Here is a 26,359-nt window from a genome sequence, read left to right as displayed (position 1 = left end):
GGGAATCCGCGAGCGAGACGGACTAAGAGCTTTCTCAGACTAACCTGCGCGTCGGCGTGCTATGGATGGGGACATTTCCCCGCCCCCGAATTCTTCGCGCGCCAGCGCGATCCGGTGATCGGGGTGCGAGCTTGCTCGCGTACCGAGATCCGCCGCATCTGCGCAGTACGTCGGTCCAGGGGCTCCGCGGAGCCGCTCGTCGAGCGAGCGACGCGAGACGAAACGCGATCAGCCCGCGACGTACGCCTTCAGGTGCGTCGCGGTGAGGGTCTCGGCCGTCGCGACCAGGTCGGCGGGGGTGCCCTCGAACACGATCGTCCCGCCGTCGTGCCCTGCCCCCGGTCCGAGGTCGATGATCCAGTCGGCATGCGCCATGACGGCCTGGTGGTGCTCGATCACGATGACGCTGTTGCCCGCCTCGACGAGGCGATCGAGCATCCCGAGCATGTTGTCGACGTCGGCGAGGTGCAGGCCCGTCGTGGGCTCGTCGAGCACGTAGATGGCCCCCTTCTTGGCCATGCTGATCGCGAGCTTGAGGCGCTGACGCTCGCCGCCCGACAGCGTGCTGAGCGCCTGGCCCAGCGTGATGTACCCGATTCCGACGTCGATCATGCGGGCGAGGGTCACCTCTGCCGGCCCCATGCCCTTGCGTCCGGCGAAGAACTCGGCCGCCTCAGCCGCCGACATCGCGAGCACCTCGGCGATGTTCCTGCCGTCGAGCAGGTGCTCGAGCACCTCGTCGCTGAAACCGCTGCCGTTGCACAGCTCGCAGAGCGTCTCGACGGTCTGGGTGAACCCGAGGGTCGTGATGATCACGCCGAGCCCCCTGCACGCAGGGCACGCCCCCTCGGAGTTGGCGCTGAACAGCGCGGGCTTGACGCCGTTGGCCTTCGCGAACGCCGCACGGACCGTATCGAGGATGCCGGTGTAGGTCGCAGGGCTGCTGCGCCTGTTGCCCTTGATCGGCGCCTGATCGACGACGACGACATCGTCGAACGCGGGAACGTTTCCGTGAATGAGCGACGACTTGCCCGATCCGGCGACGCCGGTGATGACGGTGAGGACCCCGAGAGGGATGTCGACGTCGACGTTCTTCAGGTTGTGCTGCGCGGCCCCGCGGATCTGGATCGCGGCCTTCGAGGTGCGGGTGGATGCTTTGAGCCGCGCCCGGTGGTCGAGGTGCCGCCCGGTCAGGGTTCCGGATGCGCGGAGGCCCGCGACATCCCCCTCGTACTGGATCTCACCGCCCGCGCGACCCGCCCCGGGGCCCAGGTCGACGACGTGGTCGGCGATCTCGATGACCTCCGGCTTGTGCTCGACGACGAGCACGGTGTTGCCCTTGTCGCGAAGCTGCTGCAGCAGCGCGTTCATGCGCTGGATGTCGTGCGGGTGCAGGCCGGCCGTGGGCTCATCGAACACGTAGCTGATGTCGGTGAGCGCCGAGCCGAGGTGCCGGATCATCTTCGTGCGCTGCGATTCGCCCCCCGAGAGCGTGCCGCTGGACCGGTCGAGCGAGAGGTACCCGAGCCCGATGTCGACGAACGAGTCGATGACATCCCGGAGCGTCACCATGAGCGGAGCGACCGATGGGTCATCGACGGTGCGCAGCCACGCCGCGAGGTCCGTGATCTGCATGGCCGCGGCATCCGCGATGCTGACGCCGGCGATCTTCGACGACCGGGCGCCGTCGTTGAGCCGGGTGCCGCCGCACGCCGGGCACGCCGTGAACCTGACCGCGCGATCGACGAAGGCGCGGACATGCGGCTGGAGCGCGTCGCGGTCTTTCTGGAGCATCGACTTGGTGAGCTTGGGGATGAGCCCCTCGTACGTCATGTTGATGTTCTGGATCCTGACCTTCGTCGGCTCCTTGTAGAGGAAGTCGGCGAGCTCCTGCTCGGAGTAGTCCTTGATCTTCTTGTCGGGGTCGACGAAGCCCGACTCGGTGAAGCCGCGCACCATCCACCCGTCGACGCTGTAGCCGGGGACCGCGATCGCGCCCTCGGCGAGCGACTTCTCGCGGTCGAAGATCTCGTCGAGGTCGATGTCGCTCGCCTCGCCGAGGCCCTCGCAGCGCGGGCACATCCCACCCGTGATCTCGAACGAGCGGCGCTCCTTCTTGCCGCTCTGCAGCGTGACGGCGCCCGCGCCGCTGACGGAGGGGACGTTGAACGAGAACGCCTGCGGCGACCCGACGTGGGGCTGGCCGAGCCGGCTGAACAGCAGCCGCAGCATGGCGTGCGCGTCGGTGGCTGTGCCCACGGTGGAGCGCGCGTTCGCGCCCATGCGCTCCTGGTCGACGATGATCGCCGGGCTCACGTTCTCGAGCGCGTCGACCTCGGGGCGGCTGAGCTGGCCCATGAACTGCTGCACGAACGTGGGGTAGGTCTCGTTGATCAGCCGCTGCGACTCGTTCGCGATCGTGCCGAACACGAGCGATGACTTGCCCGATCCGCTCACCCCGGTGAAGACGGTGAGGCGCCGTTTGGGAATCTCGACGCTGACGTTCTTGAGGTTGTTCTCCCGTGCCCCGACGACGCGGATCACCTCGTGCGAGTCGGCGATGTGAGCGGACACTGCGCTTTCCGTCATGCCGACATTCTGTCGTACGCCTCCGACGACGCCTTCTCCGGCCCTGCTCACCCCCGCCCCGGGTGCACAACGCAGGATCAACCGGCCCGCCGAGCACCACTGCGCGGCGTGTCGCCCCCGATGGCGCTGGTCGATCCTGCGTTGTGCACGGGGCGAGGCACGCGGGGGCGCCCCACGGGGCCTCAGCGCCGCGCGCGCCAGCAGCCGGCGACGTGGTCGTCGACCATGCCGGCGGACTGCATCAACGCGTACATCGTCGTCGGGCCGACGAAGCGGAACCCGCGCGTGCGCAGCGCCTTGCTCATGGCCTCGGACTCGGGCGTGGTCGCCGGTACCTCGGCGAACGTCGCGGGCGGCCGATGCTGAGCGGGCGCGAACGACCAGAGCAACGCGTCCAGCTCCCCGGGCTCGAGATCGAGCATCAGTCGCGAGTTCGAGATCGTCGCCTCGATCTTGGCGCGATTGCGGATGATGCCGGCATCCCCCATCAACCGCTCGATGTCGTCGGGCCCGAACGCGGCGACCACTGCGGGGTCGAAGCCGGCGAACACCTCACGGAACCGCGGGCGCTTGCGCAGGATCGTGATCCACGACAGCCCGGCCTGGAAGCCCTCGAGGCTCATCTTCTCGAACAGGGCGCGGTCGCCGTGCAGGGCGGTTCCCCACTCCTCGTCGTGGTACCGGCGGTACTCGGGGTCGCTGTCGGCCCACCCGCACCGCGCGATACCGTCCTCCCCGACCCGCACGCTGCTCACCTCGCCCACCCTACGTCCCCTCCAAAGCCTGCGAGACCGGATGGGCGCCACGAAAAGGTGACGAACGCACCAGGTCTCGTGTCGCCTATCCGGTCTCGCAGAAGAAGAAAAGAGAAGAGGAGCGAGGGGATGCGGGGGGCTAGCGCTTGCCCGCGGCCTTCTCCGAGATCGGGGCCTCGCCAGAGGCCTCAAGCGCGGCGAAGTAGGCCCTTGCCTCGTCCTGGCGAGCCTGCTCGGCGCCGGAGGCGATCGAGGCGCGAACGTGCTCGGGCGCGTAGCCGAACGCATCGACGAGGTCCTGGGCGTGCGGACGCAGGCGCAGGCACAGCCGATCGATATAGCTCGACACGGCGGCCGCACGCTGCGTCGAGAGCCGGCCGTTGATGAGGTACCACGAGAGGTGCTTCTCGATCAGGCTCAGCCCGAACAGGTCGCGCAGCCAGGTCAGCACGTGGGCCGTACCCGGGTCGGTGATCGAGTTGACCGCATCCGTGAACGCCTCCCACTGCAGCAGCTCGCCGTGTGCGCGCGCTGCCTCGATCAGCTCGGACTGGTTCGCGTTGAAGATCGCTGCGGCCTCCGTCTTGGAGAGCTTGGATGCCGGACGCAGGCGCCCCGCGACATCAGCGACCATCTGCTGCACGCGACCGGCGAGCAACTCGTGCTGCTGGTCGGCGCGGAGCCCGCGTTCGACCGAGCGCGCGGTCGAACCGAGGTCGCCCACGGCCTGGCCGAGGCGGCGCAGCCCGGCACCGTGGAAGAGCTTGCCGGCGGTCTGGCCGACCGCGTACTTGGCGAGCTTCGCCGCATCCGCACCCTTGAACTGCTTCGCGTAATCGGCGAGGAGGCGTTTGCCGACGAGCTGCAGGAGCACGTTGTTGTCGCCTTCGAATGTGGCGTACACATCGAGGTCGGCACGCAGGCCCACGAGCCGGTTCTCGGCGAGGAATCCCGAGCCGCCGCACGCTTCGCGCGCCTCCTGGAGGGTGTCCAGCGCGTGCCAGGTCGACAGCGGTTTGAGCGCCGCCGCGAGGGTCTCGAGGTCTTCGCGATCGTGGTCGGTGTCGGCGGCACCGCTGAAGACCGCGTCGAACTTCTGGAGGAACTCGTCGTGGGCGAAGATCGACGCGTATGTCGTCGCCAGGCGCGGCAGCAGGCGTCGCTGGTGCTTTCCGTAGTCCAGCAGCACGATCTCGTCCGTGCCCGCACCGGAGTCGAACTGACGACGCTGGTTCGCGTACGTGATCGCGATGTTCAGCCCCAGCGCCGAGGCCCATGCCGCCGAGCCGTCGAGCGACACACGGCCCTGCACGAGCGTGCCGAGCATCGTGAAGAAGCGGCGGCCCGGGCTCGAGATGTGACTCGAGTAGGTGCCGTCGGGGGCGACGTCGCCGTACTTGTTCAGCAGGTTCGTCCGCGGCACGCGCACGTGGTCGAAGTGCAGCCGGCCGTTGTCGATGCCGTTGAGGCCGCCCTTGAGGCCGTCGTCCTCGCCGCCGATACCGGGCAGGAACTCGCCGTTCTCATCGCGGAGCGGCACGTAGAAGCAGTGCACGCCGTGGTTCACGCCGTTCGTGATGAGCTGCGCGAACACAGTGGCCGCGATGCCGTGCACCGCCGCGTTGCCGAGGTAGTCCTTCCATGCGCCCCGGAACGGCGTGTGGATGACGAATTCCTCGGCCTCGGGGTCATACGTCGCTGTGGTGCCGGCGGCGGCGACATCCGATCCGTGCCCCGTCTCGGTCATCGCGAACGCGCCCGGGATCTCGAGGCTCATGATGCCGGGGAGCCACTTGTCGTGGTGCTCCTTCGTGCCGAGCTGCAGCACGGCCGAGCCGAACAGACCCCACTGCACGCCCGCCTTGATCTGCAGGCTGGGGTCTGCCGCGACCAGCTCGACGAATCCGGCGATGTTCGCACCGTTGTTCTCGGCGCCGCCGTACTCCTTCGGGAACGCGCGGTGCACACCGCCCTGCTCGACGAGGAGGTGCAGCTGCGAGAGCACGCGCTCGCGGTGCTCGTCCATGCTCAGCCCGTCGACGCGCCAGAACGCCGGATCCTTGATCATCTCGCGCGCCTCGCGCCGCGTGTCGGCCCACGTGCCGAGCAGCATGTCGGTGACCTGCGACACGTGGATGCGCGGTTCGGATGCCTCGGCGGCGGTGTGCGGCGTGGGAGCCGCGCCGCCCGCGGGGGTGCGCTTGCTGGTGGCGGGCTTCTGGGAACGAACGACGGCGTCGGTCATGGGATCCTCACATCACGCGGAGAAGGGAAGTTCCTCCAATGGTAGAAGTCCCACAACGCCACCCGAAAGTGCATGGACACTTCCCACAAACCCCTCGGGACCCGTAGCCCCGTCCGATTGTGCGCTCCCGACAGTCCCCGCCCCCCGCATCACCCGCGACATCCCCAGGGTCACAGCGTCAGGCCGTGCCCGAAGCGGAAGAGCGGGTCCGCCGTGTCGAAGGGCACGTCCGGGCGGGATGCCTCGACCGCCGCCATACTGCGCGGCACATCGAACGGCAGCCTGCCGTGGGCCGCGGCCTCGCCGGTCAGCACGTCCAGCAGCGCCGCGGGGCTCACGCCCCAGTTCGCCACGACCGCCGCCGCCGACTCGACGATCGGGGCGAGGATCGCGGGGCGATCGAGGAACACGTCCACCACCGTCGGCACCTGGGCGGCGACCTCGGCGACGTGGTCGAGCACTTCGGCCGGGAACTCGAGCGAGCCAGCGTGGAAGAAGTTCTCGAACATCGTGTCGCGCTGCTCGAACGGCGCCTGCAGCCGCAGGATCGCGACATCCGCCTCGGCGGGCGTGGCGACGACCTCGCCGTACGCGGCCGCGGCCTCAGGGGCGAGGCCTTCGACGTAGAGCTTCGCGCCGCGCGCGAACGGGAGTGCGGGGGCTCCGGCATCCGTCCGCTCGTTCGAGAGGACCGTGATGGATGCTCGCTGCGCGGCGTCGCCCGCCGCGCGGAACGCGGCCGAGCCGACGATCGAATCGGCGGCCTCGGCGTCGACGTACGGGTTCTCGAAGAGTCCGAGCTCGAACTTCTCACGCAGCAGGCGGCGGGCCGAGACGTCGAGGCGCTCCTCGGTGATCACGCCCTGCTCGACGAGCTCGATCAGCAGCTCGGTGCACTTCTCGCCGCCGAACTGGTCGGCTCCGGCATCCAGGATCTTGACGATCCGCTCGGCGGGGGTCAGGTCCTCGACGCCCCACGCGCGCGCCGGGAACGGCTGCCCCATGATCTCGGAGTCGGTCACCAATCCCCAGTCGGTGCAGACGATGCCGTCGAAGCCGAAGCGCTCGCGGAGGAGCCCGGTGAGCACCGACTTGTTGAAGCCGAACCCCACCTCCTCGTGCTCGGTGCCGACCGGCATCCCGTAGTACGGCATGATCTGCCGCCCGCCCGCCGCGAAGACGGCCTCGAAGGGCTTGAGGTGGTACTCGAAGTTGTCGCCGGGGTAGACCTGCTCGCGGCCGTAGGCGAAGTGCGGGTCTTCGCCGTCCTTCTGCGGGCCGCCGCCGGGGAAGTGCTTCGTCATCGTCGACACCGAGCCGGCGCCGAACGACTCGCCCTGGAACCCGCGCACGTACGCCGCGCCCAGTTCGCCGCTCAGGTCTGCGTCCTCGCCGAAGGTCTGCAGAGCTCGCGCCCAGCGCGGCTCGGTCGCGAGGTCGACCTGCGGGTGCAGTGCGACACGGATGCCGACGGCGGTGTACTCCTGTCGCGCGATGTCGCCGAAGCCCTGCACGAGGTCCGCATCGCGGGTGGCGGCCAGCCCGAGCGGCTCGGGCCACTGCGAGAAGGGGCCCGAGAGGAACGCCGCGCCCGGGTTCTCGCTGAACGCGTGCCGCGGATCCGTCGAGATCGTCACCGGGATCCCCAGGCGGGTGGATGCTGCCAGCTCCTGCAGCCTGTTGTGCCAGCGCGCGATCGTGCCGGCGGTGGGGGCGACGCCGAGCAGGTTGAAGTGGTTCATCGAGCGCTCGAGCACATAGTGCGCGTTGGAGGGCAGGTTGAACGCGGGGTCGCCGTCCGACAGCTCGCCGTCCGGGCCGATCGAGATCATCGTCTGGAAGAACAGCCCGGCCTTCTCGTCGAGCGTCATCTGGTTCAGGAGGATCTCGACGCGCTCCTCGACGGGGAGCGATGCATCGCGATAACGGTCGTCGACAGCGGTGGTCGTGGCTTCGTTGCTCATGGATCGAGTGTAAACCGAACAGCGCTTGGTTTCTTAGCGTGATCCCCGTGCCGTCGAATTCTTCGCGCGGAGCGCGATTCGTTGATCGAGTAGCGAGCGCCAGCGAGCGTACCGAGATCCGCGGAGCCCGCGTCGCGCACCGGCCCGAGGGATCTCGATACGGCGCTCGCGCCTCCGTTAACCCCCTAGTGGCTGGCGATCACGGCGAGGACGGCGTCGCCGTAGGCCTCGCGCTTCTTCTGGCCGATCCCGCTGATCCCGTCCAGGTCGCTCAGCGACGTCGGCCGGCCCGCGGCGAGCGCGTGCAGCGTCGCGTCGCCGAAGACGATGTACGCCGGCACGCCCTGCGTACGCGCGGTCTCGGCGCGCCACGCGCGGAGCGCCTCGAAGAGCCCGCGATCGCCGGCATCCAGAGTCTCGGATGCTGCCGCCTTGCGCACGCGCGAGGACCCACCGCCGGTGCGGCCGAGCACATCCCGCCGCAGGGGCACGGGTGTCGCGCCCGCCAGAACTCCGGCGCCGGCCTCGCCGATCGCGAGCGTGCCGTATTCGCCGCGCGCGACGAGCACGCCCCTGGCCAGCAGCTGCCGGATGACGCTGCGCCAATCGGGCTCGCTCAGATCGGCGCCGATGCCGAACGTCGCGAGAGTGTCGTGGCGCTGCTGCACGACGCGGTCGGTGCGGTTGCCCCGGAGGATGTCGATGAGCTGGCCCGCACCGAACGACTGATTGCGCTCGCGCTGCAGACGCACGATCGTCGACAGCAGCTTCTGAGCGGGGATCAGGCCGTCCCACACCTCCGGCGGCTCGAGGCACGTGTCGCAGTTGCCGCAGGGGGTCGATGACTGGCCGAAGTAGCCGAGCAGGTCGACGCGACGGCAGCCCGTCGTCTCGCACAGCGCGAGCATCGCGTCGAGGTGCTGACCCTGGCGGATGCGGTGCGCGCGGTCGCCGTCGCCCTGGTCGATGAGCCGGCGCTGCTGCACGACGTCGCCGAGACCGTACGCCATCCAGGCGACGGCCGGTTCGCCGTCGCGACCGGCGCGGCCGGTCTCCTGGTAGTAGCCCTCGATGGATTTGGGCAGGTCGATGTGGGCGACGAAGCGCACGTCGGGCTTGTCGATGCCCATGCCGAACGCGATCGTGGCCACCATCACCACGCCGTCTTCGCGGAGGAAGCGCGCCTGATGCGACGCCCGCATCGACGCGTCGAGGCCGGCGTGGTAGGGCAGCGCGTCGACGCCCTTGCCGCGAAGGAACTCGGCGGTCTGCTCGACGCTCTTGCGGCTCAGGGCGTAGACGATGCCCGCAGGGGCAGGCTCTGCGGGTGTTCGCATCGAGTGGATGAACGCGAGCAGCTGCTGGCGAGCCTCGGCCTTCGGGGCGATGCGGTACTGGATGTTGGGCCGGTCGAAGCTCGCGACGAAGTGGCGGGCCCGCGGCATCCGCAGGCGCTCGCCGATCTCGGTGTGCGTCGCCTCGGTCGCCGTCGCGGTCAGCGCGACCCGCGGAACACCGGGGAAATCGTCGCCGAGCCCGCCGAGGGCGAGGTAGTCGGGGCGGAAGTCGTGGCCCCACTGCGACACGCAGTGCGCCTCGTCGATCGCGATGACGCTCAGCGTGCCGCGCTTGAGGAGAGCGAGCGTCGCGGGACTCGACAGGCGCTCGGGCGCGACGTAGATCAGATCAAGCTCGCCCGAGAGGTAGGCACGCTCGACCGCGGCCCGTTCGTCGGCGCGCTGCGTCGAATTGAGATAGGCCGCGCGCACGCCGTTCGCGCGGAGCGCGTCGACCTGGTCGTGCATGAGGGCGATCAGGGGGCTGACGACCAGTCCCGTTCCCTCGCGCACGAGCGCGGGGATCTGATAGATCAGGCTCTTGCCGCCGCCGGTGGGCATGAGCACGACCGCGTCGCCGCCGGCGACGATCGTGTCGATCGCGGCGGCCTGATCGCCACGGAACGCGTCGTAGCCGAAGACGGTTCGGAGCGCCTCGAGCGGGGTCGCGTAGCGCGAGGGAGTGGCTCGGGTCGGGGCGGAGGAGGATGGTGCGGCAGCCCGCGGCTGCCCGACCCCGCGTACGATCGCACTTCCGCGATCGGGCGGTGGCGGCATCCATCCGTCGTCCGGAGGAGGCCCCCACTCGTCATCCGGCGGCGGCTCGTCATCCCACGGGACGTACTCCCCCTGCACGATGTCGTCGGAGGGGCGGGGAGTCACCCGGCGAGTCTAACGACGCCCCGCGACAGTCGTCCTCGATGCGGAGCGGCCGGACGACCCCGGGAGAGGAGGCCGGCACACCAGGAGCGCGCCGGCACCCTCGACCCGCACCTCTCCTGCGCCATACGGCACCAGGACGGTTGATCCCGAGCGGAGCTTCTCAGGCATCTCATCGAGGGCGGTCAGGGTCACCTCGCCCTCCAGGACGACGATGATCGCGTACCCGCGCGCGAGCTGCGCGGGGCCGTCGACGGCGGTCCGCTCGAGCCGGAAGTAGGGCGCGGCCTCGTCCGGCAGCAGACGAGAGGAATCCTCCTGGCGATGGATGAGGTGCTCGACCTCGTCGATGCTCATGGCCCGCGTCTCCACCGCGCCCAGAGCCGTGTCGAATCCCACCCCCAGGTGGCCCGCCGCGCTGCCGTCGATGGCGAACCCGCGCCACTCGAGGAGGATCGAGAGATCCTCGGGTTCCTGGAGTTCCACGAGCAGGATGCCCGCGCCGATGGCGTGGAGCACTCCCGCAGGAACATGCACGGTGTCGCCGGGCCGCACGTCGATGCGGTGCATGGCCGAGAGAAGGGTGGTCGTGTCCTGCACGCGGACGATGCGCTCGATCTCGTCGCGGGGGATGCTCTCGGTGAGGCCGAGATGAACGGTTCCCGGCGTGAGGATGTACCACGCCTCGGTCTTGCCGTGCGCAGCACCGAGATGCTCCAACGCCCATGCCCGGCCCGGATGCGCATGGACGGGAAGGCGCTGACCCGCATCGAGCAGCTTGACGAGCAGCATCGGGTCGGCGCCGAACGCCGTGACGTGCTCATCACCGAGCCATGCGCGCGGATCCGAGGCGATCGCCTCGGCGAGCGATGATCCGCCGGGAAGCACAGTCCGACCCACGGACTGCTCGCCGGCCACGGTCGTCACCGAACCGACCCAGTCCTCGGGCTCATCCGGGCCGTACGGCGCTTCGCCGCGAAAGTCCGCGATGCGCGCACCCCCGCGGTAGAACCTCGCGGCGGGGCGGTTCGAGGCGAGGACGTACAGGTTCATGAGGCAGTGCCGACGGCCGTGGCGGATGCATCGGCGCGCGCGAGCGAGGCGATGAAACCCCCGACGAAGCTGTCGCCCAGGCCGATCGTGGTCGGCGCGGCGACATCGAGGAAGTAGGACGGTACGACGGCCACATCATCGCCGAGCCGCCGCTCCAGCGCTCGCGCGAACGCGACGGCTGCCCCCTGTCGCGGCAGCGCGATGGTCGCTTCGTACTCGTCGGCGGTGAGCGCGTCGCCGACGCGGAACCGTGTGGCGGCCATGGCCGACGCGCCCTCGAGCGCATCGCGCCACCGGCCGGCTCCCGCCCCGTGCGCCAGCGCCCAGTGCTTCGTGTGAACGACGAGCGTGGGCGCCGGAATGAGCGGGCGAACCCGCGCGAGCGCCTCAGCGGCCTCGTCCGGAGCCGACGCGTCGAGCTCGGGCGCGCGGATGCCGTCGTACCGGGCCACGCCCTCCAGCACGGCGGCATCCCACGCGATCTCGTCGTCGACGGTGCCGCCGAGCCCCAGCAGCAGTTCGGCGCTCACAGGGTGATCCTCTCCGACATCGGCCGATCAGTACAGACCGGCCTTGCCGTCCGCACCCTCCCGGCCCCATAGCCCCCGCCCCCCTCTGCCCTCTCCCCGGCGTGCACAACGCAGGACGAAGTGCGCCCGCAATGCCCGACACGCCGTCATTCGCGGCCGCCCGGGGCTATCCATCCTGCGTTGTGCACCGGGCGGAGCGGGAAGGCGCGGCGGGATCACAGCCGGAGCACCTCGGTGACGCGCACGACGGCGGTACCGAGCTCTTCCGACTCGGCGAGGTCGACCTCGGCGCGGATGCGCCAATCGTGGTCACCGGCCGGGTCATCGATCGTCTGCTCGACACGCCAGATCCGGGATGCCGCCGCCGCGCCGGCGGCGCCCGGAGCGGGCGTGGCGACCGACTCGTCGATGGCCACGAGCGCCGACGACCTGGCCGCGCCACCGGTGCGGATCTCGTCGTGCTCGTCGAAGTAGGCGTCGAGGGCGGCCGGCCAATCCACGTCGGGATCAAGAGCGGCCAGTTCGTCGTCGCGCTGGAGGGCGGCCAGCTGCACCCGGCGGAACATCTCGTTGCGAACGAGCACGAGGAACGCGCGCCGGTTCGTCAGCACCGACGGCGGTGCGGGCGGCACGACGGGTGCCGACGGATCGAGCACCGGGTTGACGAGCGATTCCCATTCGTCGACGAGACTCGAATCGACTTGCCGCACGAGCTCGCCGAGCCACTCGATCAGGTCGAGCAGGTCGGGAGTCTGGGCGTCCGAGGGCACGGTCTGCCGGATCGCACGGTACGCATCGCTGAGGTACCGCAGCACGAGTCCCTCGCTGCGCGCGAGCGAATACAGCTGGATGTGCTCGGCGAACGACAGCGCCCGCTCGAACATGTCTCGCACGACCGATTTCGGCGACAGCTCGAAGTCGCGCACCCACGGCTGGCTCGACGCGAACACCTCGAACGACTGCGCGAGGAGTTCTTCGAGCGGCTTAGGGTAGGTGATCTCTTCCAGCAGCTCCATGCGCTGGTCGTATTCGATGCCGTCGCGTTTCATCGCCGCGACCGCCTCGCCCCGCGCCATGAACTGCTGCTGCGAGAGCACCGGACGAGGGTCGTCGAGCGTGGCCTCGATGACGCTCACGACGTCGAGCGCGTAATGCCCGGTCCCCGCGGTGCCCGGCGCGCCCGACGCCGCGGCACCGTGTCTCAGCTCGGTCTCGGGGTCGAGCAGCCCGATGGCGGCGAGCGCGAACGGAGACAGGGCCTGGTTGAGCGCGAAGTTCGGCTGCAGATCGACGGTGAGGCGGATGCTCCCACCCGGCGCCACCACGACGACCTCGGCCGCGACGAGCGTGCGGAAGATGCCGAGCGCCCGCCGGGCCAGCTCGTACTTCCGCGCCCGAGGCTCGTGGTTGTCGAAGACGAGCGACCGGACGTTCGCGAACACGTCACCGCCGCGCGCGATGACGTTGATGAGCATCGCCGCGGTGAGCTGCATCTGCGGAGTGAGCGGCTCGGGCTCAGCATCCACGAGTCTTTCGAAGGAGGCCTCGCCCCAGTTCACGAACCCCGCAGGGGCCTTCTTCCGTACGACCTTGCGGAGCTTCTTCGGGTCGTCGCCGGCCTTCGCCAGCGCGGACGTGTTCTCGATCTCGTGCTCGGGCGCCATCACCACGACGGTTCCCGCCGTGTCGTACCCCGCGCGTCCCGCGCGGCCGGCGATCTGGTGGAATTCGCGGGCGCTGAGCTGCCGCATCCGCTGCCCGTCGAATTTCGCGAGCGCGGTGATCAGCACCGTCCGGATCGGGACGTTGATGCCGACGCCGAGCGTGTCGGTGCCGCAGATCACCCGCAGCAGGCCGCGCTGCGCGAGCGTCTCGACCAGACGGCGGTACCGCGGCAGCATGCCCGCGTGATGCACGCCGATGCCCGCGCGCACGTACTTCGACAGGGTGCGGCCGAACGCCGTCGTGAAACGGAATCCGCCGATCGCCTCGGCGATCTCGTCGCGCTGCTCGCGGCTGACGATCCGCACGCTCGACAGGGCCTGTGCCCGCTCGATCGCGGCGGCCTGCGAGAAATGCACGATGTAGATCGGCGCGAGGTTCGTCGTCAGCAGCTCCTCCACCGTCTCGTGCACGGGGGTGCGGGCGTACGAGAAGTGCAGCGGCACGGGGCGCTCGACGCCGGTGATCCGCGCCGTCGGCCGGCCGGTGCGGCGCGAGAGGTCGTCGGCGATCGCCGTGACGTCGCCGAGCGTCGCCGACATCAACACGAACTGCACGCGCGGCAGAAGCAGCAGCGGCACCTGCCACGCCCACCCTCTGTCGGGGTCGCCGTAGTAGTGGAACTCGTCCATGACGACCTGATCCACCTGGGTGTCGGCGCCGTGCCGGAGGGCGAGGTTCGCGAGGATCTCGGCCGTGCAGCAGATGATCGGAGCATCCGGGTTGACCGACGAATCGCCCGTGACCATCCCGACGTTCTCGGCCCCGAAGACGTCCGCCAGGGCGAAGAACTTCTCGCTCACGAGCGCCTTGATCGGCGCGGTGTAATACGTCCGGCCGCCGCGGGCCAGGGCGATCGCGTGCGCGGCGACCGCGACGAGCGACTTGCCCGTGCCCGTCGGCGTCGACAGGATCACGTTGGCGCCCGAGACCAGCTCGATCACGGCCTCGTCCTGCGCCGGGTACAGGGCGAACCCCGCGCCCTCGGCCCATTCGACGAAGCCCGCATATGCGGCATCGGGGTCCGCGCCGCGCGGCACGGAGTCCAGGAGCGAAGCGGCCATCCCCCGAGTCTGCCTGGTCCGGGCTGCGTCCGCGGCCGCAGTCGCCGATGAACCGGTGGCGGAAGCATCCCGAAGCGACCTACGTTGGAAGCGACGACGAGAGGATGCCCCGTGACAGAGCCGACCGAAGATGTGACCGTGACCCGCAACGACGCCGCTGGTCGATACGAGATCCACGTGGGCGACGTGCTCGGTGGGTTCACCGAGTTCCGTGTCGACAGCCGCGGGCGCCTCGTGTTCCCGCACACCTCGATCGATCCCGCCTTCGCGGGCCGCGGCCTCGGTGCGGTTCTGGTGGGCGACGCGATGAAGGATGCTGTCGCCCGCCACGAGACCGTCGTGCCGGAGTGCCCGTACGTCGTGCGGTTCCTGCAGAAGCACGAGGTCGAGGGGCTCGAGATCGACTGGTCACGCAGCGGCACCGCCGGCACGGGCGCCGCCGCCGGCGGCTCGGGCGTATGACCCGCCTCGACGTCGGGCCCGAATCCGCTGTCGTCCACGCGGACGAGCCGACCCCGACGACCGACGGGCCCCGCGCGCTCCTCCTCGAGTTCCGGGCCGTCCCGCTCGGCGGCGTGCGGGGCATGGAGGTGCATCGCGCGCTGCCGCAGCGCGACCTGCCGATGGTCGGCGCCTGGTGCTTCCTCGACCGGTTCGGGCCACAGCGCACGCGGATGCGCGTCGAGCCTCATCCGCACATCGGGCTGCAGACGGTGACCTGGCCGTTCGTGGGCGAGGTGCACCACCGCGACTCCGTCGGCAGCGACGTCGTGATCAGCCGCGGAGCGCTGAACATCATGACCAGCGGCGCCGGCATCGCGCACTCCGAGTATTCGGTCGGCGAAGAGGCGATCCCGCTCGACGCTCTGCAGCTCTGGGTCGCACTGCCCGAGTCGCGGCGCGCGGGTGCGCCCGACTTCGAACGCCACGACGACCTGCCGCGGGTCACCCTCGTCGCCGACCAAGGAGAGACGGGCGAGGCGATCGTCGTCCTCGGCGAGTTCGGCGGTGCGACCTCGCCCGCGACGGCGTACACGCCCATCGTCGGCGCCGAACTGCGGATCCCCGCCGGCTCGCGGGTGCACCTGCCCCTTCACCCCGACTGGGAGTACGCCCTCGCGGGCGTCGAGGGCGCTGCATCCCTCTCTCTTCCTGAGGCGACCCTCATCGACCCCGAGCACTTGCTCTATCTCGGGACAGGCCGCGAAGACCTCGTGATCGGCGGCGACACCGACACCGTCGTCTTCCTCCTCGGCGGCGAGCCGTTCGAAGACGACATCGTGATGTGGTGGAACTTCGTCGGCCGAACGCACGAGGAGATCGTCGACGCCAGGGACGCGTGGGAGCAGGGCTCCCCCCGGTTCGGTCACGTCGTCGGCCACGGCGACGAGCGCATCCCCGCGCCGCCCCTCCCCGGCGTACGTCTCACCCAGCGCCGACGCCGGGTCTGACGCCCGACCCGGACATCCGGAAGGATGCACAGGTGTCGACGGCGCCCGGGCAGCCCCACTGGGCGACTCGAGCCACAACCGTCCTTCCGGATGCGCGCGGATCCGCGAAGACCCCGAGCTCGAAACGACCAGCCAGTACGCTGAGCGTGTGTCCTCGCCTCCCCGGAAAACCCCTGTGCTCTCGACGCGCGTCCTGCTCGTATGCGCGGCGATCGGCGTCGCCACCGGGGTCGCCGGCGGTATCGCGGGTGCTCTCACACCGCTTGTGATAGCCGCCGCCGCACCCCTCTACGGACTGGTGCTGGGCGTGCACGTGCTGCCGGGGATCATCGCGCAGGAGACACTGCGTCTGCCGCTCGTGGCGATCATCACCCACCTCATCGCCGCGTTGGTCGCGAGCGCGTTCGCGGTCGCCTTCGCGCCGCGCTTCCTGGGGACGGCGCTGCTGTTCGGCGGAATCCAGGAACTCGTCGCCGCGGCGACCCGGTACCGCGCATGGGGCGCATGGCGCTTCTTCATCTCGGGCGGGATCATCGGCGTCCTCGTCGCTGTCGTCGTGTTCTTCGCGGCCCATCTCTCGGTGTTTCCGGTGTGGGCGCAAGCCCTTTACCTCGTGCTCTCCGTGTTCGGGCCCATCGCCTGGACGGCCGTCGCACTCTGGATCGGCGCTGGCCTGCGTCGCGCGGGCGTAGCCCGCCCACGCTCCCGAGGCTGACATCGCGGGCGGCTCGACGATGGGCCGACGTTCGGCTAAGGGTCGGCTAAGTTAGGCTGGACTTACCCGATCCGGAACGAGCTGTGACCGCACCTGAACGCGACTTCTCCGCCGCCCCTGCGCCGGTCGGCGCCGCCGGCGGCACCCTCCTGCGGGTGCGCGACGTGTCGATCACCCACGACGGTGAGGATGCTCCGACCCCCCGCGCCGTGAGCTTCAACGTCGCCCCCGGCGAGGTGGTGCTGCTGCTCGGCCCGAGCGGATCGGGCAAATCGACGCTGACCCTCGCGCTCAACGGCTTGATCCCACACGCTGTGCCCGCCAGGGTGACCGGCGCGATCGAGGTCGGCGGGGTGACAGCATCCGACACCACCGTCGCCGAACTGAGCACGCGCGTGGCGATGGTGTTCCAGGATCCGGATGCCCAGCTGGTGACCGGCACCCTGTTCGACGAGGTCGCGTTCGGTCCGGAGAACCTGCGGATGCCGGTGGCAGAGGTCCGTGCGCGCGCCGAGGCCGCGCTGCGACGCGTGGGGCTGTGGGATCGGCGGGACGAGAATCCCGACCGGCTTTCCGGCGGCGGCCGCCAGAGGCTCGCGATCGCGTGCGCGCTGGCGATGGGGTCGCCACTCCTTGTGCTGGACGAACCGACGGCCAACCTCGATCCGGCGGGCATCGACGAGGTCTACGCCGCCCTGGCCGAACTCGTCGCGGACGGTGGCAGGGGGATCGTGCTGGTCGAGCACAACCTCGATGCTGCGATCTCGTTCGTCGATCGTGTCGTCGTGCTCGATCAGCAGGGCCACCTGGTCTTCGACGGGCCTGCCGAAGAGGTGCTCCGCACACACGTGGATGAGCTCGTGCGGATGGGCGTCTGGCTGCCTTCCGCGGCGATCGCGGCGCTGCGCCTGCGCGAGGCCGGCTGGACGCTCGACCCGCTGCCGCTCACCCCGGCCGAGTTGCGCGCGGGCCTCGAGGCGCGCGGTGCCGCGCCGCGACCATCGGAAGACCCCGTTTCGTCGCGCCTCGCGCCCGCAGCCAGCGGAGCTTCGGTCATCGAGCGAAGCGCACAGCCCCCGGGCGACGCTGTCCCGCCGCTCATCCGCGTCCGGGCGCTCTCGGTCACCAGGGGCCGCGGCCGAAGGCGCCGCGAGCTTCTGCACGGGGTCGACCTCGACGTGGCGGCCGGATCGTTCGTCGCCGTCGTCGGAGCGAACGGCGCGGGCAAGACGACCCTCGTCCAGGCGATCGCAGGCGTCGTCGCGCCCCCGCGCGGACGCATCAGTGTCGGCGGCATCGACCCCGGAACGGCTTCGCCGCGGGCGGTCTCTTCGACCATCGGATTCGTCTTCCAGAACCCCGAGCACCAGTTCATCGCCCACACGGTCTCCGACGAGCTCGCGCACGGCTTGCGCCTCGCCCGACTCCCCGATGCGGAGATCGACGAACGGGTCGGACACATGCTCGAGCGGTTCGGTCTGGCCGAGAAGGCGCGGTCGCACCCGTTCCTGCTGTCCGGCGGGCAGAAGCGGCGGCTGTCGGTCGGTACCGCACTGATCGCCGGGGCTCCTGTTCTGGCACTGGACGAGCCCACCTTCGGACAGGATCGCGCGCGGGCCGACGAACTCCTCGGGCTGCTCTCGGCGCTCAACGCCGACGGCACCACCATCATCGTCGTCACGCACGACATGCAGCTCGTCGCCGAGTACGCGAGCCACACCGTCGTACTCGCGGACGGGCGCATCCTCGCGTCGGGGGCCACGACCGACGTGCTCGCCGACGACGCCCTTCTCGACCGAGCGGGGCTGCGTCAGCCGCCCCTCGCGGCCGCGTTCCACGGAATCCCCGCTCTGCGCGGAGCGCTGCGTCTCGCCGACCTTCCCGGGGTGCTGCGCGCATGACCTCCGCGGCGTTCGACCCTTATGCGACCCTTGCGCCGGCATCCCCTGTGCGCTTCCTCTACGCACTCAACCCGCTCGCCAAGCTCGCCGCGCCCGTGCCGGCGATGATCGCGCTCGTCTTCGTCCGCGACCTCGCCACCCCGCTCGTCTTCGTCGCGATCTCGTACGCCGTCGTGCTGGTCGGTGCACGTCTGACGGGCCGCCTCGCGGCCGTGATGTTCCTCGGCGTCCCCGTCGCAGTCGCCGTGGTCGGATTCGGCTTCTCCGTGTGGGTCGATTCCGCGCTCGTCGAGGCCACGCCGGCCGTCCTGCGGATCGGCGACGGGGTGCTGTACAGCGGAGCGCTCGAACTCGGGTTCGCCACCGCGCTGCGGCTCGCCGCGATCGTCGCGCTCGCCCTCATCGGCGGCGTCACGACCACGGGACCGGATCTCGTCCGAGCGACCGTGCAGCAGCTGCGGGTGCCGTACCGCATCGGCTACACCGCCCTGGCCGCCTTCCGGTTCGTGCCGCGCTTCGCGTACGAACTCGACGTCATCCGCGCCGCGCACCGTGTGCGCGGCCATCACGGCGGTGCTGGCCCGTTCTCGCGCGCCGCCCGGGCGATCGGCTACATCGTTCCGCTCCTCGCGGGCGCGATCCGGCACGCCGAGCGCGTCGCGCTGGCGATGGATGCTCGCGCCTTCGGCGCCTACCCCACCCGCACCGAGCGATACCTCGTTCCGTTCCGCCCTCGCGACATCGTCTTCATCGCGCTCTTCTGGATCGTCTCGGCGGCGGTGCTGTGGTTGTTCTTCCCTTGGCAGCTCGGCTGAACCGGCCGGTCTCGACGTCGAGCCGTACACGCGAGAGGACGGCCGGTGCGCGAGCGGCCCCCGGGCGGCGACCCGGGCCCACTCGCGCACCGACCGTCCTCTCAGATGTACGCCGGGCTCCCGATACTCAGCGTCGACCGACGATCTGACGGCTCACGATGTCGCGCATGATCTCGTTCGTGCCGCCGTAGATCCGGTGCACACGAGCATCCAGGAAGGCCCGGGCGATCGGATACTCGGTGATGTAGCCGTATCCGCCGTGCAGCTGCACTCCCAGGTCCAGCAGCTCCCACTCGCGGTCGGTCGCCCAGAACTTGACCTTCGCAGCCTCTTCGGCGGTGAGCTTCTTGTCCTTGTAGAGCATCATGGCCCGGTCGATGTAGGTCCACATGACGTCGACCGTCGTTGCCATGTCGGCGAGTCGGAACCGGGTGTTCTGGAAGTCGGCGACCGGCTGGCCGAACGCCTCACGGCTCAGCGTGTAGTCGCGCGTCCACACGAACGCCGCTTCGCCGGCCGCGGCGGCCGCGACGCCGATCGACAGACGCTCGAGCGGGAGGTTCATCATGAGCTGGATGAAGCCCATGCCCTCCTTGCCGCCGATCAGGTTCTCCTCCGGCACGAACACGTCGACGAACGACAGCTCCGCGGTATCCCACCCGTGGAAGCCCATCTTCTCGAGCTTCTTGCCGTGCTCGAAGCCCTTCATGCCGTCTTCGAGGATGAGCAGGCTGAACGCGTCGGGCCGATTGCCCTCACCGGTCTTGACGAAGGTCACGACGATGTCGGCGGTCTTGCCGCTCGAGATGAAGGTCTTCGCCCCGTTGACGACATAGCCGCCCTCGACGCGCTTCGCGGTGGTCTTGATGCCCCGCAGGTCCGAGCCCGCTCCCGGCTCGGTCATCGCCAGAGCGCCGAGGATCTCGCCGGTCGCCATGCCCGGGAGCCACTTCTGCTTCTGCTCCTGCGTGCCCATGTGCACGATGTAGGGCACGGCGAGGTCGTCCTGGATGCCGAGAGCGCCGGCGAGCGAGCCCTGTCCGGCGCCGATCGTCTCTTCGAGCACGACGGAGCGGAAGCGGTAGTCCTGCAGCATCCCCGCGCCGCCGAATTCTTCCGGCACCGAGAGTCCGATGATGCCGGCCTCACCCGCCGCGAGCATGGTCGCCCGGTCGATCTCGCCGTCCGCGTCCCACTGCTTGCGCTTCTCTTCCGTCGCGTAGCGCTTGACGAACTCCTTCACGACGTCGCGGAACGCCTCGTGGTCTTCGTCGTAGATCTCGCGGTCCATGTGCCGGTCCTTCCTCTCCGCATCGAGCGGTTCGCATTCGCGACCGGCTGAAGCCACGTCGCCGCCTGCGATTCTAGGCCAGCCAGGTGGGTGCTGGCTGACATTCCATCCCACGGATGCTGGAACTCGGTCTCGCAGTCCGGATCACCCCGAACCGGCATGCCTCAGCCCGCGTAGTCGGGCGCGGCGCTCAGGCCGAAGAACTCCTCGAGGGAGTGCCAGCCCCCCGCGTGGTAGGCCGCCGCGAGCTGCGTGCCGACGTAGCGCAGGTGCCACGGCTCGGGGATGTAGCCGGTCACATCGGTCTTGCCGCTCTCATACCGAACGATCCAGCCGTACCGCCAGGCGTTGGCCGCGATCCACGCGCCTTGCGGACTCGCCGCCAGGTCGTCCAGCGTTCCGCAGCCGCCCGAGCACGCCACGACATCGGCCGCGAGCCCCGACTGGTGCTCGCTGTATCCCGGCCGCGCGACGGACGCCTCCACCGACGGGCCACCGTCGCCGTAGTTCGTCTGCTGAGTCGCGTACGAGCGGTAGCCGCTGTCGAGCGCGATCTCGCCGGCGCCCTCGGCGACCGCGGCGGCCGCCATCGCGCTGAGGCCGGTCGCGGCTTCGGGCCGCAGCCTGCCGCCTTCGAGGCTCTGGACGCCGGATGGCAGAGCCAGCGATGCCGGCTCCCAGTCGACCGGCGAGAACGGCCGCAGCTTGTTCACGATCACCCAGTCGTGGCTCGGATCGTCGAGCGCGACGCACGGAGCCCGCCCCCCCGCGACCGCGTCGCGGAATACCGCCGCTCCCCCCGCCGCCGTCATGGCGCCTTCGTCGTCCCCTGCCGCGAGCGCCGCCGACACGGCGGGATTCGCGCAGATGTCGACCGCCGCCGGTGCGGCCAGGGGGGTTGCCACGGGCGTCGCGGTCGGGGACGGCGAAGGGGATGCTGCCGCCTCCGCCACCGCGGGCCCGCTCTCGTCGAGACGCTGATCCTCCGCGCCGGAGAGCACCGGTCCGGTGACGGCGGCTGTCACCGCGGCGGCGCCGCCGAAGACGAGGGCTCCCGCGGCGACGCACGCGAAGATCGCTCCGATCCAACGTGCGCGCCGCGCGCGGGCATGGCGCACGAGCGTCGCGCCGTCGTGGGTCGGCATCGACGCCGCCCGGGCGGCCCGGCGAGCGGGGGTGGCGGGCTCCTGCCGGCGCGCGGGCGCGGCCACTGAGGCGGGCCCGCGTAAGACGGGCGCGACGGGCGCGGGCGCGACGGGCGCGGGCGCGACGGGCGCGGGCGCGACGGGCGCGGGGGCGACGGGCGCGGGCGCGACGGGCGCGGGCGCGACGGGCGCGGGGGCGACGGGCGCGGGGGCGAGGGGCGCGGAATCGTCAGACGTGGACGGGACTGCCGGCACCGGGGTCCCCGCCGGGGCCGCCTCGCGGACAGCGACCGCCTCGCGGACAGGGACCGCCTCCCGGACAGGGGCCGCCTCCCGGACAGGGACCGCCTCCCGGACAGGGGCCGCGGTCCGACGCGCGGAGACCGGCGATGAGGGTGGCGATTCGGGAGCAGGCATCCCCGCGCGGCGACGTCTGCGCGGTGCTTCGTCGAGCGCCTCCGCATCGGTCGGCGCGGGCGCCGACGTTTCCCGACTGGCCGGCATGGGCTTCGGCAGCGGCTCCGGACGGCGCATCGCCCGAGAGCTCGGCGGCTCCGCGTGCGACCCGTCGATCGGGGTATCCGCGCGACGAAGATCCGTCGACCGCGAATCGGCGACCCGTCGCTGGGACCGGCGGGTCGGGAGCGCCTCGGAGCCGGCTTGGCCGGCAGGCGCCGGAGGAGAGCCTCGACGCTCACGACGTGAACGTGGATCGGGCGCTGAGGACTTCGATCCTGACGTGTCCGACGCGCGCTCGACGGCCTCTTCACGGGCAGCACGTGACGCGCGGGGCGAAGCGGGGGTCTCGTGCGGTTCGGGGGCCGTCACGCATCCCATTCTCCCCCCGACCCACCGGGCTTGCAGGTTGAACCGCGCCGGGCTCGGGCATCCCTTCCAGATGTGTTCGATATCCGCGCAATCGGACTTGACCTATATTCGTATTTCTGTTCCCATGGAATCATGCGATGGCAGGGGCAGGAACTGGGTGTGGCGGATGGGGCGGCGCTGCCCGGCCTCGAACGCATCGACGGCCTCGTACGATCTGTCACGACGCCGGAGTTCTCCGGGATGACCTTCCACGAGGTGATGTGCAGGTCGGCGCTCAACCACGTGCCCGGGGCATCCGCGATGCCTTTCGACTGGACCGTCAACCCGTATCGAGGGTGCTCCCATGCGTGCACATATTGCTTCGCTCGCGGTACGCACGAATATCTCGACCTCGACGCCGGGCGCGACTTCGACTCGCAGATCGTTGTGAAGATCAATGTGGCTGAAGTGCTCGGCAGAGAGCTCCGGCGCGGCTCGTGGGCGCGCGAACCGGTCATGCTCGGCACCAACACCGACCCCTACCAGAGGGCCGAAGGACGGTATCGGCTCATGCCCGGCATCATCCAGGCCCTGACCTCATCCGGCACGCCTTTCTCGATACTGACGAAGGGCACCCTGCTGCGCCGCGACCTTCCGCTGCTGACCGAGTCTGCGGCATCCGTCCCTGTTTCGCTCGCCATGTCGATCGCCTTCTACGACGACGCGCTGCAGCATGCGATCGAGCCGGGCACCCCTTCCGCTTCCGCGCGACTCGAAACCGTGCGGGCAGCGACCGCGGCGGGGTTCGCGGTGACGGTCTTCCTCATGCCGATCGTGCCGCATCTCACCGACTCCATCGCGGCGATCGACGATGGACTCAGACGCATCAAGGCGGCCGGCGCGCGGCGGGTCGTGTTCGGCGCACTTCACCTGCGCCCAGGTGCGAAGCAGTGGTTCATGCGCTGGCTGGAGCGCGAGCATCCGGAACTCGTCTCGTCATACCTCGGGCTGTATCCCGGCGTGGTTTCACAGGCGCCGAAGCCGTATCGAGCGTGGCTGGCTAAGCGGGTGCGGCCACTCATGCGCGCGTACGGCCTCGACGGTCACGACGAAGACGCCCATCCGCGTGGGAGCCGAACCCCCGGCCTGGCGACACGTTCCGCTCCGCGTTTCATCACGACCGGGAAGCCTGCGGAGGCAGACCGCCTGTTCTGAACCGCAGCGTTCCGCTCCGACTGACACGCCCCTTGCCCCGTCGGCCCGGCCAGCCCCGGCCAGCCCGGCCAGCCCCGGTCAGCCCGGCCAGCCCGGCCAGCCCCGGCCAGCCCCCGTCGGCCCGGCCAGCCCCCGTCGGCCCGGCCACGGCCGCACAACGCAGGATCAACCCGTGATCCCGGGTCCGAAACCGCCTCCGGAGGCTGGATTCGGCCGATCGATCCTGCGTTGTGCACGCCGCGAGGAGGTGCGTGCCTACAGAGAGGTGATCGACGCCCCGCCCCGCTCTCACACCCCCTCCGCGAACATCCGGAAGGACGGAGGTTCCTGAAGTCGATGGGTGGGACGCTATCGGCGAGTTTCCCGCTCGGGCGTCCTTCCAGATGTACGAGGGACGAAGAAGGGCCCCGGGAATGAACCCGGGGCCCTTCTTCACGCTCGACTAGGCCGTGAGCTCCGCGTTCGTGAGCAACGAGCCCGCGAGCTCGTCGATGATGTCGTCGCCGAGGCGTGCGTCCTCGAACGGGGCATTGATCTCGGCGTGCTCGAGCATCTCGGTCATCTTGCGACGACGCTGGCGTGTGATGAGCGTCACGACGCGCCCCTGCGCACCGGCGCGGCCGGTACGCCCCGAGCGGTGCAGGTACGTCTTGTACTCATCCGGCGGGTCGGCCTGGATCACCAGATCGATGTCGTCGACGTGGATGCCGCGTGCCGCGACGTCCGTCGCCACCAGGACGTTGACCCGGCCCGACGTGAGTCGCTCGAGGTTGCGCGTGCGCTTGGCCTGGTTCAGATCCCCATGGAGCGCGACCGCCGGGATGCCCGAATCGGCGAACTGCTCGGCGAGCATTTCGGCGTATGCGCGGGTGCGGGCGAACACGAGGGTCTTGCCGTCGCGATCCACCAGCCGGTCGAGGATCTCGGCCTTGTCGCGGTGCTCGATCACGAGCACGCGATGCTCGATCGTGCCCGTCTCCTGTGTCTCGCCCGCGACCTCGTAAACGGCGGGCTTGACGAGGAACTCGTCGACGACTCCTGCGACCTCACGGTCGAGCGTCGCCGAGAAGAGCAGCTTCTGGCTGCCCTCGCCGGTCTGGCGGAGGATCCGCTGCACGGGCTCGAGGAATCCGAGCTCGCTCATGTGGTCTGCCTCGTCGATCACCGCGACCATGACGTCGGACAGATCCAGCTTGCGCTGGTTGATGAGGTCTTCGATGCGTCCGGGCGTGCCGATGATGATGTCCACGCCCTTGCGCAGGGCGCCCACCTGGCGCGCCTGCGGCACACCGCCGTAGATCTGCGTCGTGAAGAGGCCGACGCTGCGCGCGATCGGCTGGATGGTGCGGTCGATCTGCAGCGCAAGCTCGCGCGTCGGAGCGAGGATCAGCGCCATCGGGGCCCGGGCGAACTCGCGCTTCTTGCCTGCTTGTGCCTTGAGCACGCGCTCGACGAGCGGGGCGCCGAAGGCGATCGTCTTGCCCGAGCCGGTGCGACCGCGGGCGAGCACATCGCGACCTGCGAGCACCTCCGGGATCGTCGCGGCCTGGATCGGGAACGGCGCGGGAGCACCGAGGTCGATCAGGGTGTTGGCGATGTTCTGACCGAGGCCCAGGTCTGCCCAGCTCGTGCCGCCGACCTCGTCGGCCTGTACGGCCTCGGCTTGCAGGCGCTCGTGCACGACGTCGACGTGCTGCTCGTACTTGTGGTCGACGGGCTTTGACCCCTTGTCGTTCCAGTTCGAGCGGCTGCCCGCGTATGCTCCGGCAGCAGCCGCGGATGCCCCGGACCGACGGTTCTGGTCGCGATCATCGCGACGCGGCCGGTCGTCGTACGAGCGGGCAGGGCGATCGCTGGAGGTGCGAGCCGGACGATCGTCCGACCGAGCCGGACGGTCATCGTAGGAACGCGCGGGACGGTCGTCCGAGCGAGCCGGACGGTTGTCGTACGAACGAGCGGGACGGTCGTCCGAGCGAGCCGGACGGTTGTCGTACGAACGCGCGGGACGCGAATCATTCGAACGCGCCGGACGATCCTCGTACGAACGCGCCGGACGGTCGTCCGAGCGAGCCGGACGATCCTCGTACGAACGCGCCGGACGGTCGCCCGAGCGGGCCGGACGGTTGTCGTACGAACGCGCCGGACGGTCGTCCGACCGAGCCGGACGGTTGTCGTAGGAACGCGCGGGACGCGAATCATTCGAACGCGCCGGACGATCCTCGTACGAACGAGCCGGACGCGAATCGTGCGAACGAGCCGGTCGGTCATCGTACGACCGAGGCGAACGATCGTCCGAGCGGGGCGGACGGCCGTCAAACGAGCGCGCCGGACGCGAATCATTCGAACGCACCGGACGCGAATCGTACGAACGCGCCGGACGATCGTCCGTGCGGGGCGGACGATTGTCGTAGGAACGCGCGGGACGGCTGTCGTAGGAACGCGCCGGACGATCGTCATACGAACGCGCCGGACGATCGTCATGCGAACGCGCCGGACGATCGTCCGTGCGGGGCGGACGGCTGTCGAACGAACGCGCCGGACGCGAATCATTCGAACGCACCGGACGCGAATCGTACGAACGCGCCGGACGATCGTCGTTCGGGCGCGAGGAACGGATGCTGCGCGATTCATCGCGACCCGCTCGCTGTGTGGCGGTCCACCGCGCCTTCGGCGCCGCAGCGCCCTCTTCGGGTGCGCGGAATCCGCGGTGGCCGGCGCTGCGGCTGCCCGCCTTGGGTGCCCCGGTAGCCGGGCGGTGCTGGCGGTCCTGGAACGAGGTCTTCTTCTCGCCGTAACGGGGTTCGAAATTCTTGGCCGGGCGCCCGCCGGCGGGCTTCTTGCTCTTGGGCATGATCGTGTCTTCCTGGGTTGTCTCGTGATG

Annotated in this window: 17 protein-coding genes; 6 read left to right on the top strand and 11 right to left on the bottom strand. The window is 70.1% G+C overall.

What is annotated here, in order from left to right:
* Nucleotides 1–228 precede the first annotated feature (228 nt).
* From F6B43_RS14995 to F6B43_RS14960, 8 genes are all read right to left on the bottom strand, one after another.
* Complete coding sequence (locus F6B43_RS14995) at nucleotides 229–2,589, bottom strand: ATP-binding cassette domain-containing protein (protein WP_150449791.1); 2,361 nt, start codon at nucleotides 2,587–2,589, stop codon at nucleotides 229–231.
* 182 nt (nucleotides 2,590–2,771) lie between these two features.
* Entirely contained in the window at nucleotides 2,772–3,344 is a 573-nt protein-coding gene (locus tag F6B43_RS14990; RefSeq protein WP_150449790.1) for a DNA-3-methyladenine glycosylase I, read from the bottom strand.
* 139 nt (nucleotides 3,345–3,483) lie between these two features.
* Nucleotides 3,484–5,589 (bottom strand): acyl-CoA dehydrogenase family protein, encoded by a 2,106-nt coding sequence (locus F6B43_RS14985; RefSeq protein ID WP_150449789.1) that lies wholly within the window; start codon nucleotides 5,587–5,589, stop codon nucleotides 3,484–3,486.
* 170 nt (nucleotides 5,590–5,759) lie between these two features.
* Nucleotides 5,760–7,553: a glycoside hydrolase family 3 protein gene (locus tag F6B43_RS14980; RefSeq protein ID WP_150449788.1), complete on the bottom strand. Its 1,794-nt coding sequence runs from the start codon at nucleotides 7,551–7,553 to the stop codon at nucleotides 5,760–5,762.
* Between the two features lie 185 nt (nucleotides 7,554–7,738).
* Nucleotides 7,739–9,667: a DNA helicase RecQ gene (recQ, locus tag F6B43_RS14975; RefSeq protein WP_150449970.1), complete on the bottom strand. Its 1,929-nt coding sequence runs from the start codon at nucleotides 9,665–9,667 to the stop codon at nucleotides 7,739–7,741.
* Nucleotides 9,668–9,781: 114 nt separating this feature from the next.
* Entirely contained in the window at nucleotides 9,782–10,822 is a 1,041-nt protein-coding gene (locus F6B43_RS14970) for a class I mannose-6-phosphate isomerase (protein WP_150449787.1), read from the bottom strand.
* Nucleotides 10,819–11,352, bottom strand: coding sequence for a hypothetical protein (locus tag F6B43_RS14965; protein ID WP_150449786.1), 534 nt, complete (start codon nucleotides 11,350–11,352; stop codon nucleotides 10,819–10,821). Before F6B43_RS14965 ends, F6B43_RS14970 begins: the two co-directional genes overlap by 4 nt.
* Nucleotides 11,353–11,567: 215 nt before the next feature.
* Entirely contained in the window at nucleotides 11,568–14,138 is a 2,571-nt protein-coding gene (locus F6B43_RS14960) for a DEAD/DEAH box helicase (protein ID WP_150449785.1), read from the bottom strand.
* A gap of 111 nt (nucleotides 14,139–14,249) precedes the next feature.
* Here F6B43_RS14960 and F6B43_RS14955 point away from each other — a divergent pair, with 111 nt between their 5' ends.
* The 5 genes from F6B43_RS14955 to F6B43_RS14935 all read left to right on the top strand — a co-directional run bounded on the left by F6B43_RS14955 (nucleotide 14,250) and on the right by F6B43_RS14935 (nucleotide 19,020).
* The gene (locus tag F6B43_RS14955; protein ID WP_211368157.1) at nucleotides 14,250–14,600 is read left to right on the top strand and encodes a GNAT family N-acetyltransferase; all 351 of its coding nucleotides are present in this window, start codon (nucleotides 14,250–14,252) and stop codon (nucleotides 14,598–14,600) included.
* Nucleotides 14,597–15,589, top strand: coding sequence for a pirin family protein (locus tag F6B43_RS14950; RefSeq protein WP_150449784.1), 993 nt, complete (start codon nucleotides 14,597–14,599; stop codon nucleotides 15,587–15,589). Before F6B43_RS14955 ends, F6B43_RS14950 begins: the two co-directional genes overlap by 4 nt.
* Nucleotides 15,590–15,737: 148 nt before the next feature.
* On the top strand, nucleotides 15,738–16,304 hold the full coding sequence (locus F6B43_RS14945; protein ID WP_150449783.1) for an ECF transporter S component: 567 nt from the start codon (nucleotides 15,738–15,740) through the stop codon (nucleotides 16,302–16,304).
* Nucleotides 16,305–16,387: 83 nt separating this feature from the next.
* Nucleotides 16,388–18,205 (top strand): ABC transporter ATP-binding protein, encoded by a 1,818-nt coding sequence (locus F6B43_RS14940; RefSeq protein WP_150449782.1) that lies wholly within the window; start codon nucleotides 16,388–16,390, stop codon nucleotides 18,203–18,205.
* Nucleotides 18,202–19,020, top strand: a complete 819-nt coding sequence (locus F6B43_RS14935) for an energy-coupling factor transporter transmembrane component T (protein ID WP_150449781.1) — start codon at nucleotides 18,202–18,204, stop codon at nucleotides 19,018–19,020. Before F6B43_RS14940 ends, F6B43_RS14935 begins: the two co-directional genes overlap by 4 nt.
* 127 nt (nucleotides 19,021–19,147) lie before the next feature.
* On the opposite strand, the gene F6B43_RS14930 is transcribed toward F6B43_RS14935, so the two are convergent.
* Together F6B43_RS14930 and F6B43_RS14925 are read right to left on the bottom strand one after the other, a co-directional pair.
* Nucleotides 19,148–20,311: an acyl-CoA dehydrogenase family protein gene (locus F6B43_RS14930; protein WP_150449780.1), complete on the bottom strand. Its 1,164-nt coding sequence runs from the start codon at nucleotides 20,309–20,311 to the stop codon at nucleotides 19,148–19,150.
* 164 nt (nucleotides 20,312–20,475) lie between these two features.
* Nucleotides 20,476–21,711 carry a M15 family metallopeptidase gene (locus tag F6B43_RS14925; protein WP_211368156.1) on the bottom strand — a complete coding sequence of 412 codons (1,236 nt, stop codon included), beginning with the start codon at nucleotides 21,709–21,711 and terminating at the stop codon, nucleotides 20,476–20,478.
* A gap of 705 nt (nucleotides 21,712–22,416) precedes the next feature.
* Here F6B43_RS14925 and F6B43_RS14915 point away from each other — a divergent pair.
* Entirely contained in the window at nucleotides 22,417–23,478 is a 1,062-nt protein-coding gene (locus F6B43_RS14915) for an Rv2578c family radical SAM protein (protein WP_150449777.1), read from the top strand.
* A gap of 442 nt (nucleotides 23,479–23,920) precedes the next feature.
* On the opposite strand, the gene F6B43_RS14910 is transcribed toward F6B43_RS14915, so the two are convergent.
* Nucleotides 23,921–26,329: a DEAD/DEAH box helicase gene (locus F6B43_RS14910; protein ID WP_150449776.1), complete on the bottom strand. Its 2,409-nt coding sequence runs from the start codon at nucleotides 26,327–26,329 to the stop codon at nucleotides 23,921–23,923.
* Between the last annotated feature and the right edge of the window lie 30 nt (nucleotides 26,330–26,359).

The sequence above is a fragment of the Microbacterium rhizomatis genome (genome assembly GCF_008710745.1).
Lineage (GTDB): Bacteria > Actinomycetota > Actinomycetes > Actinomycetales > Microbacteriaceae > Microbacterium > Microbacterium rhizomatis.
Note: the sequence above shows the minus strand (reverse complement) of the source record. Positions and strands in the feature narration are given on the sequence as shown.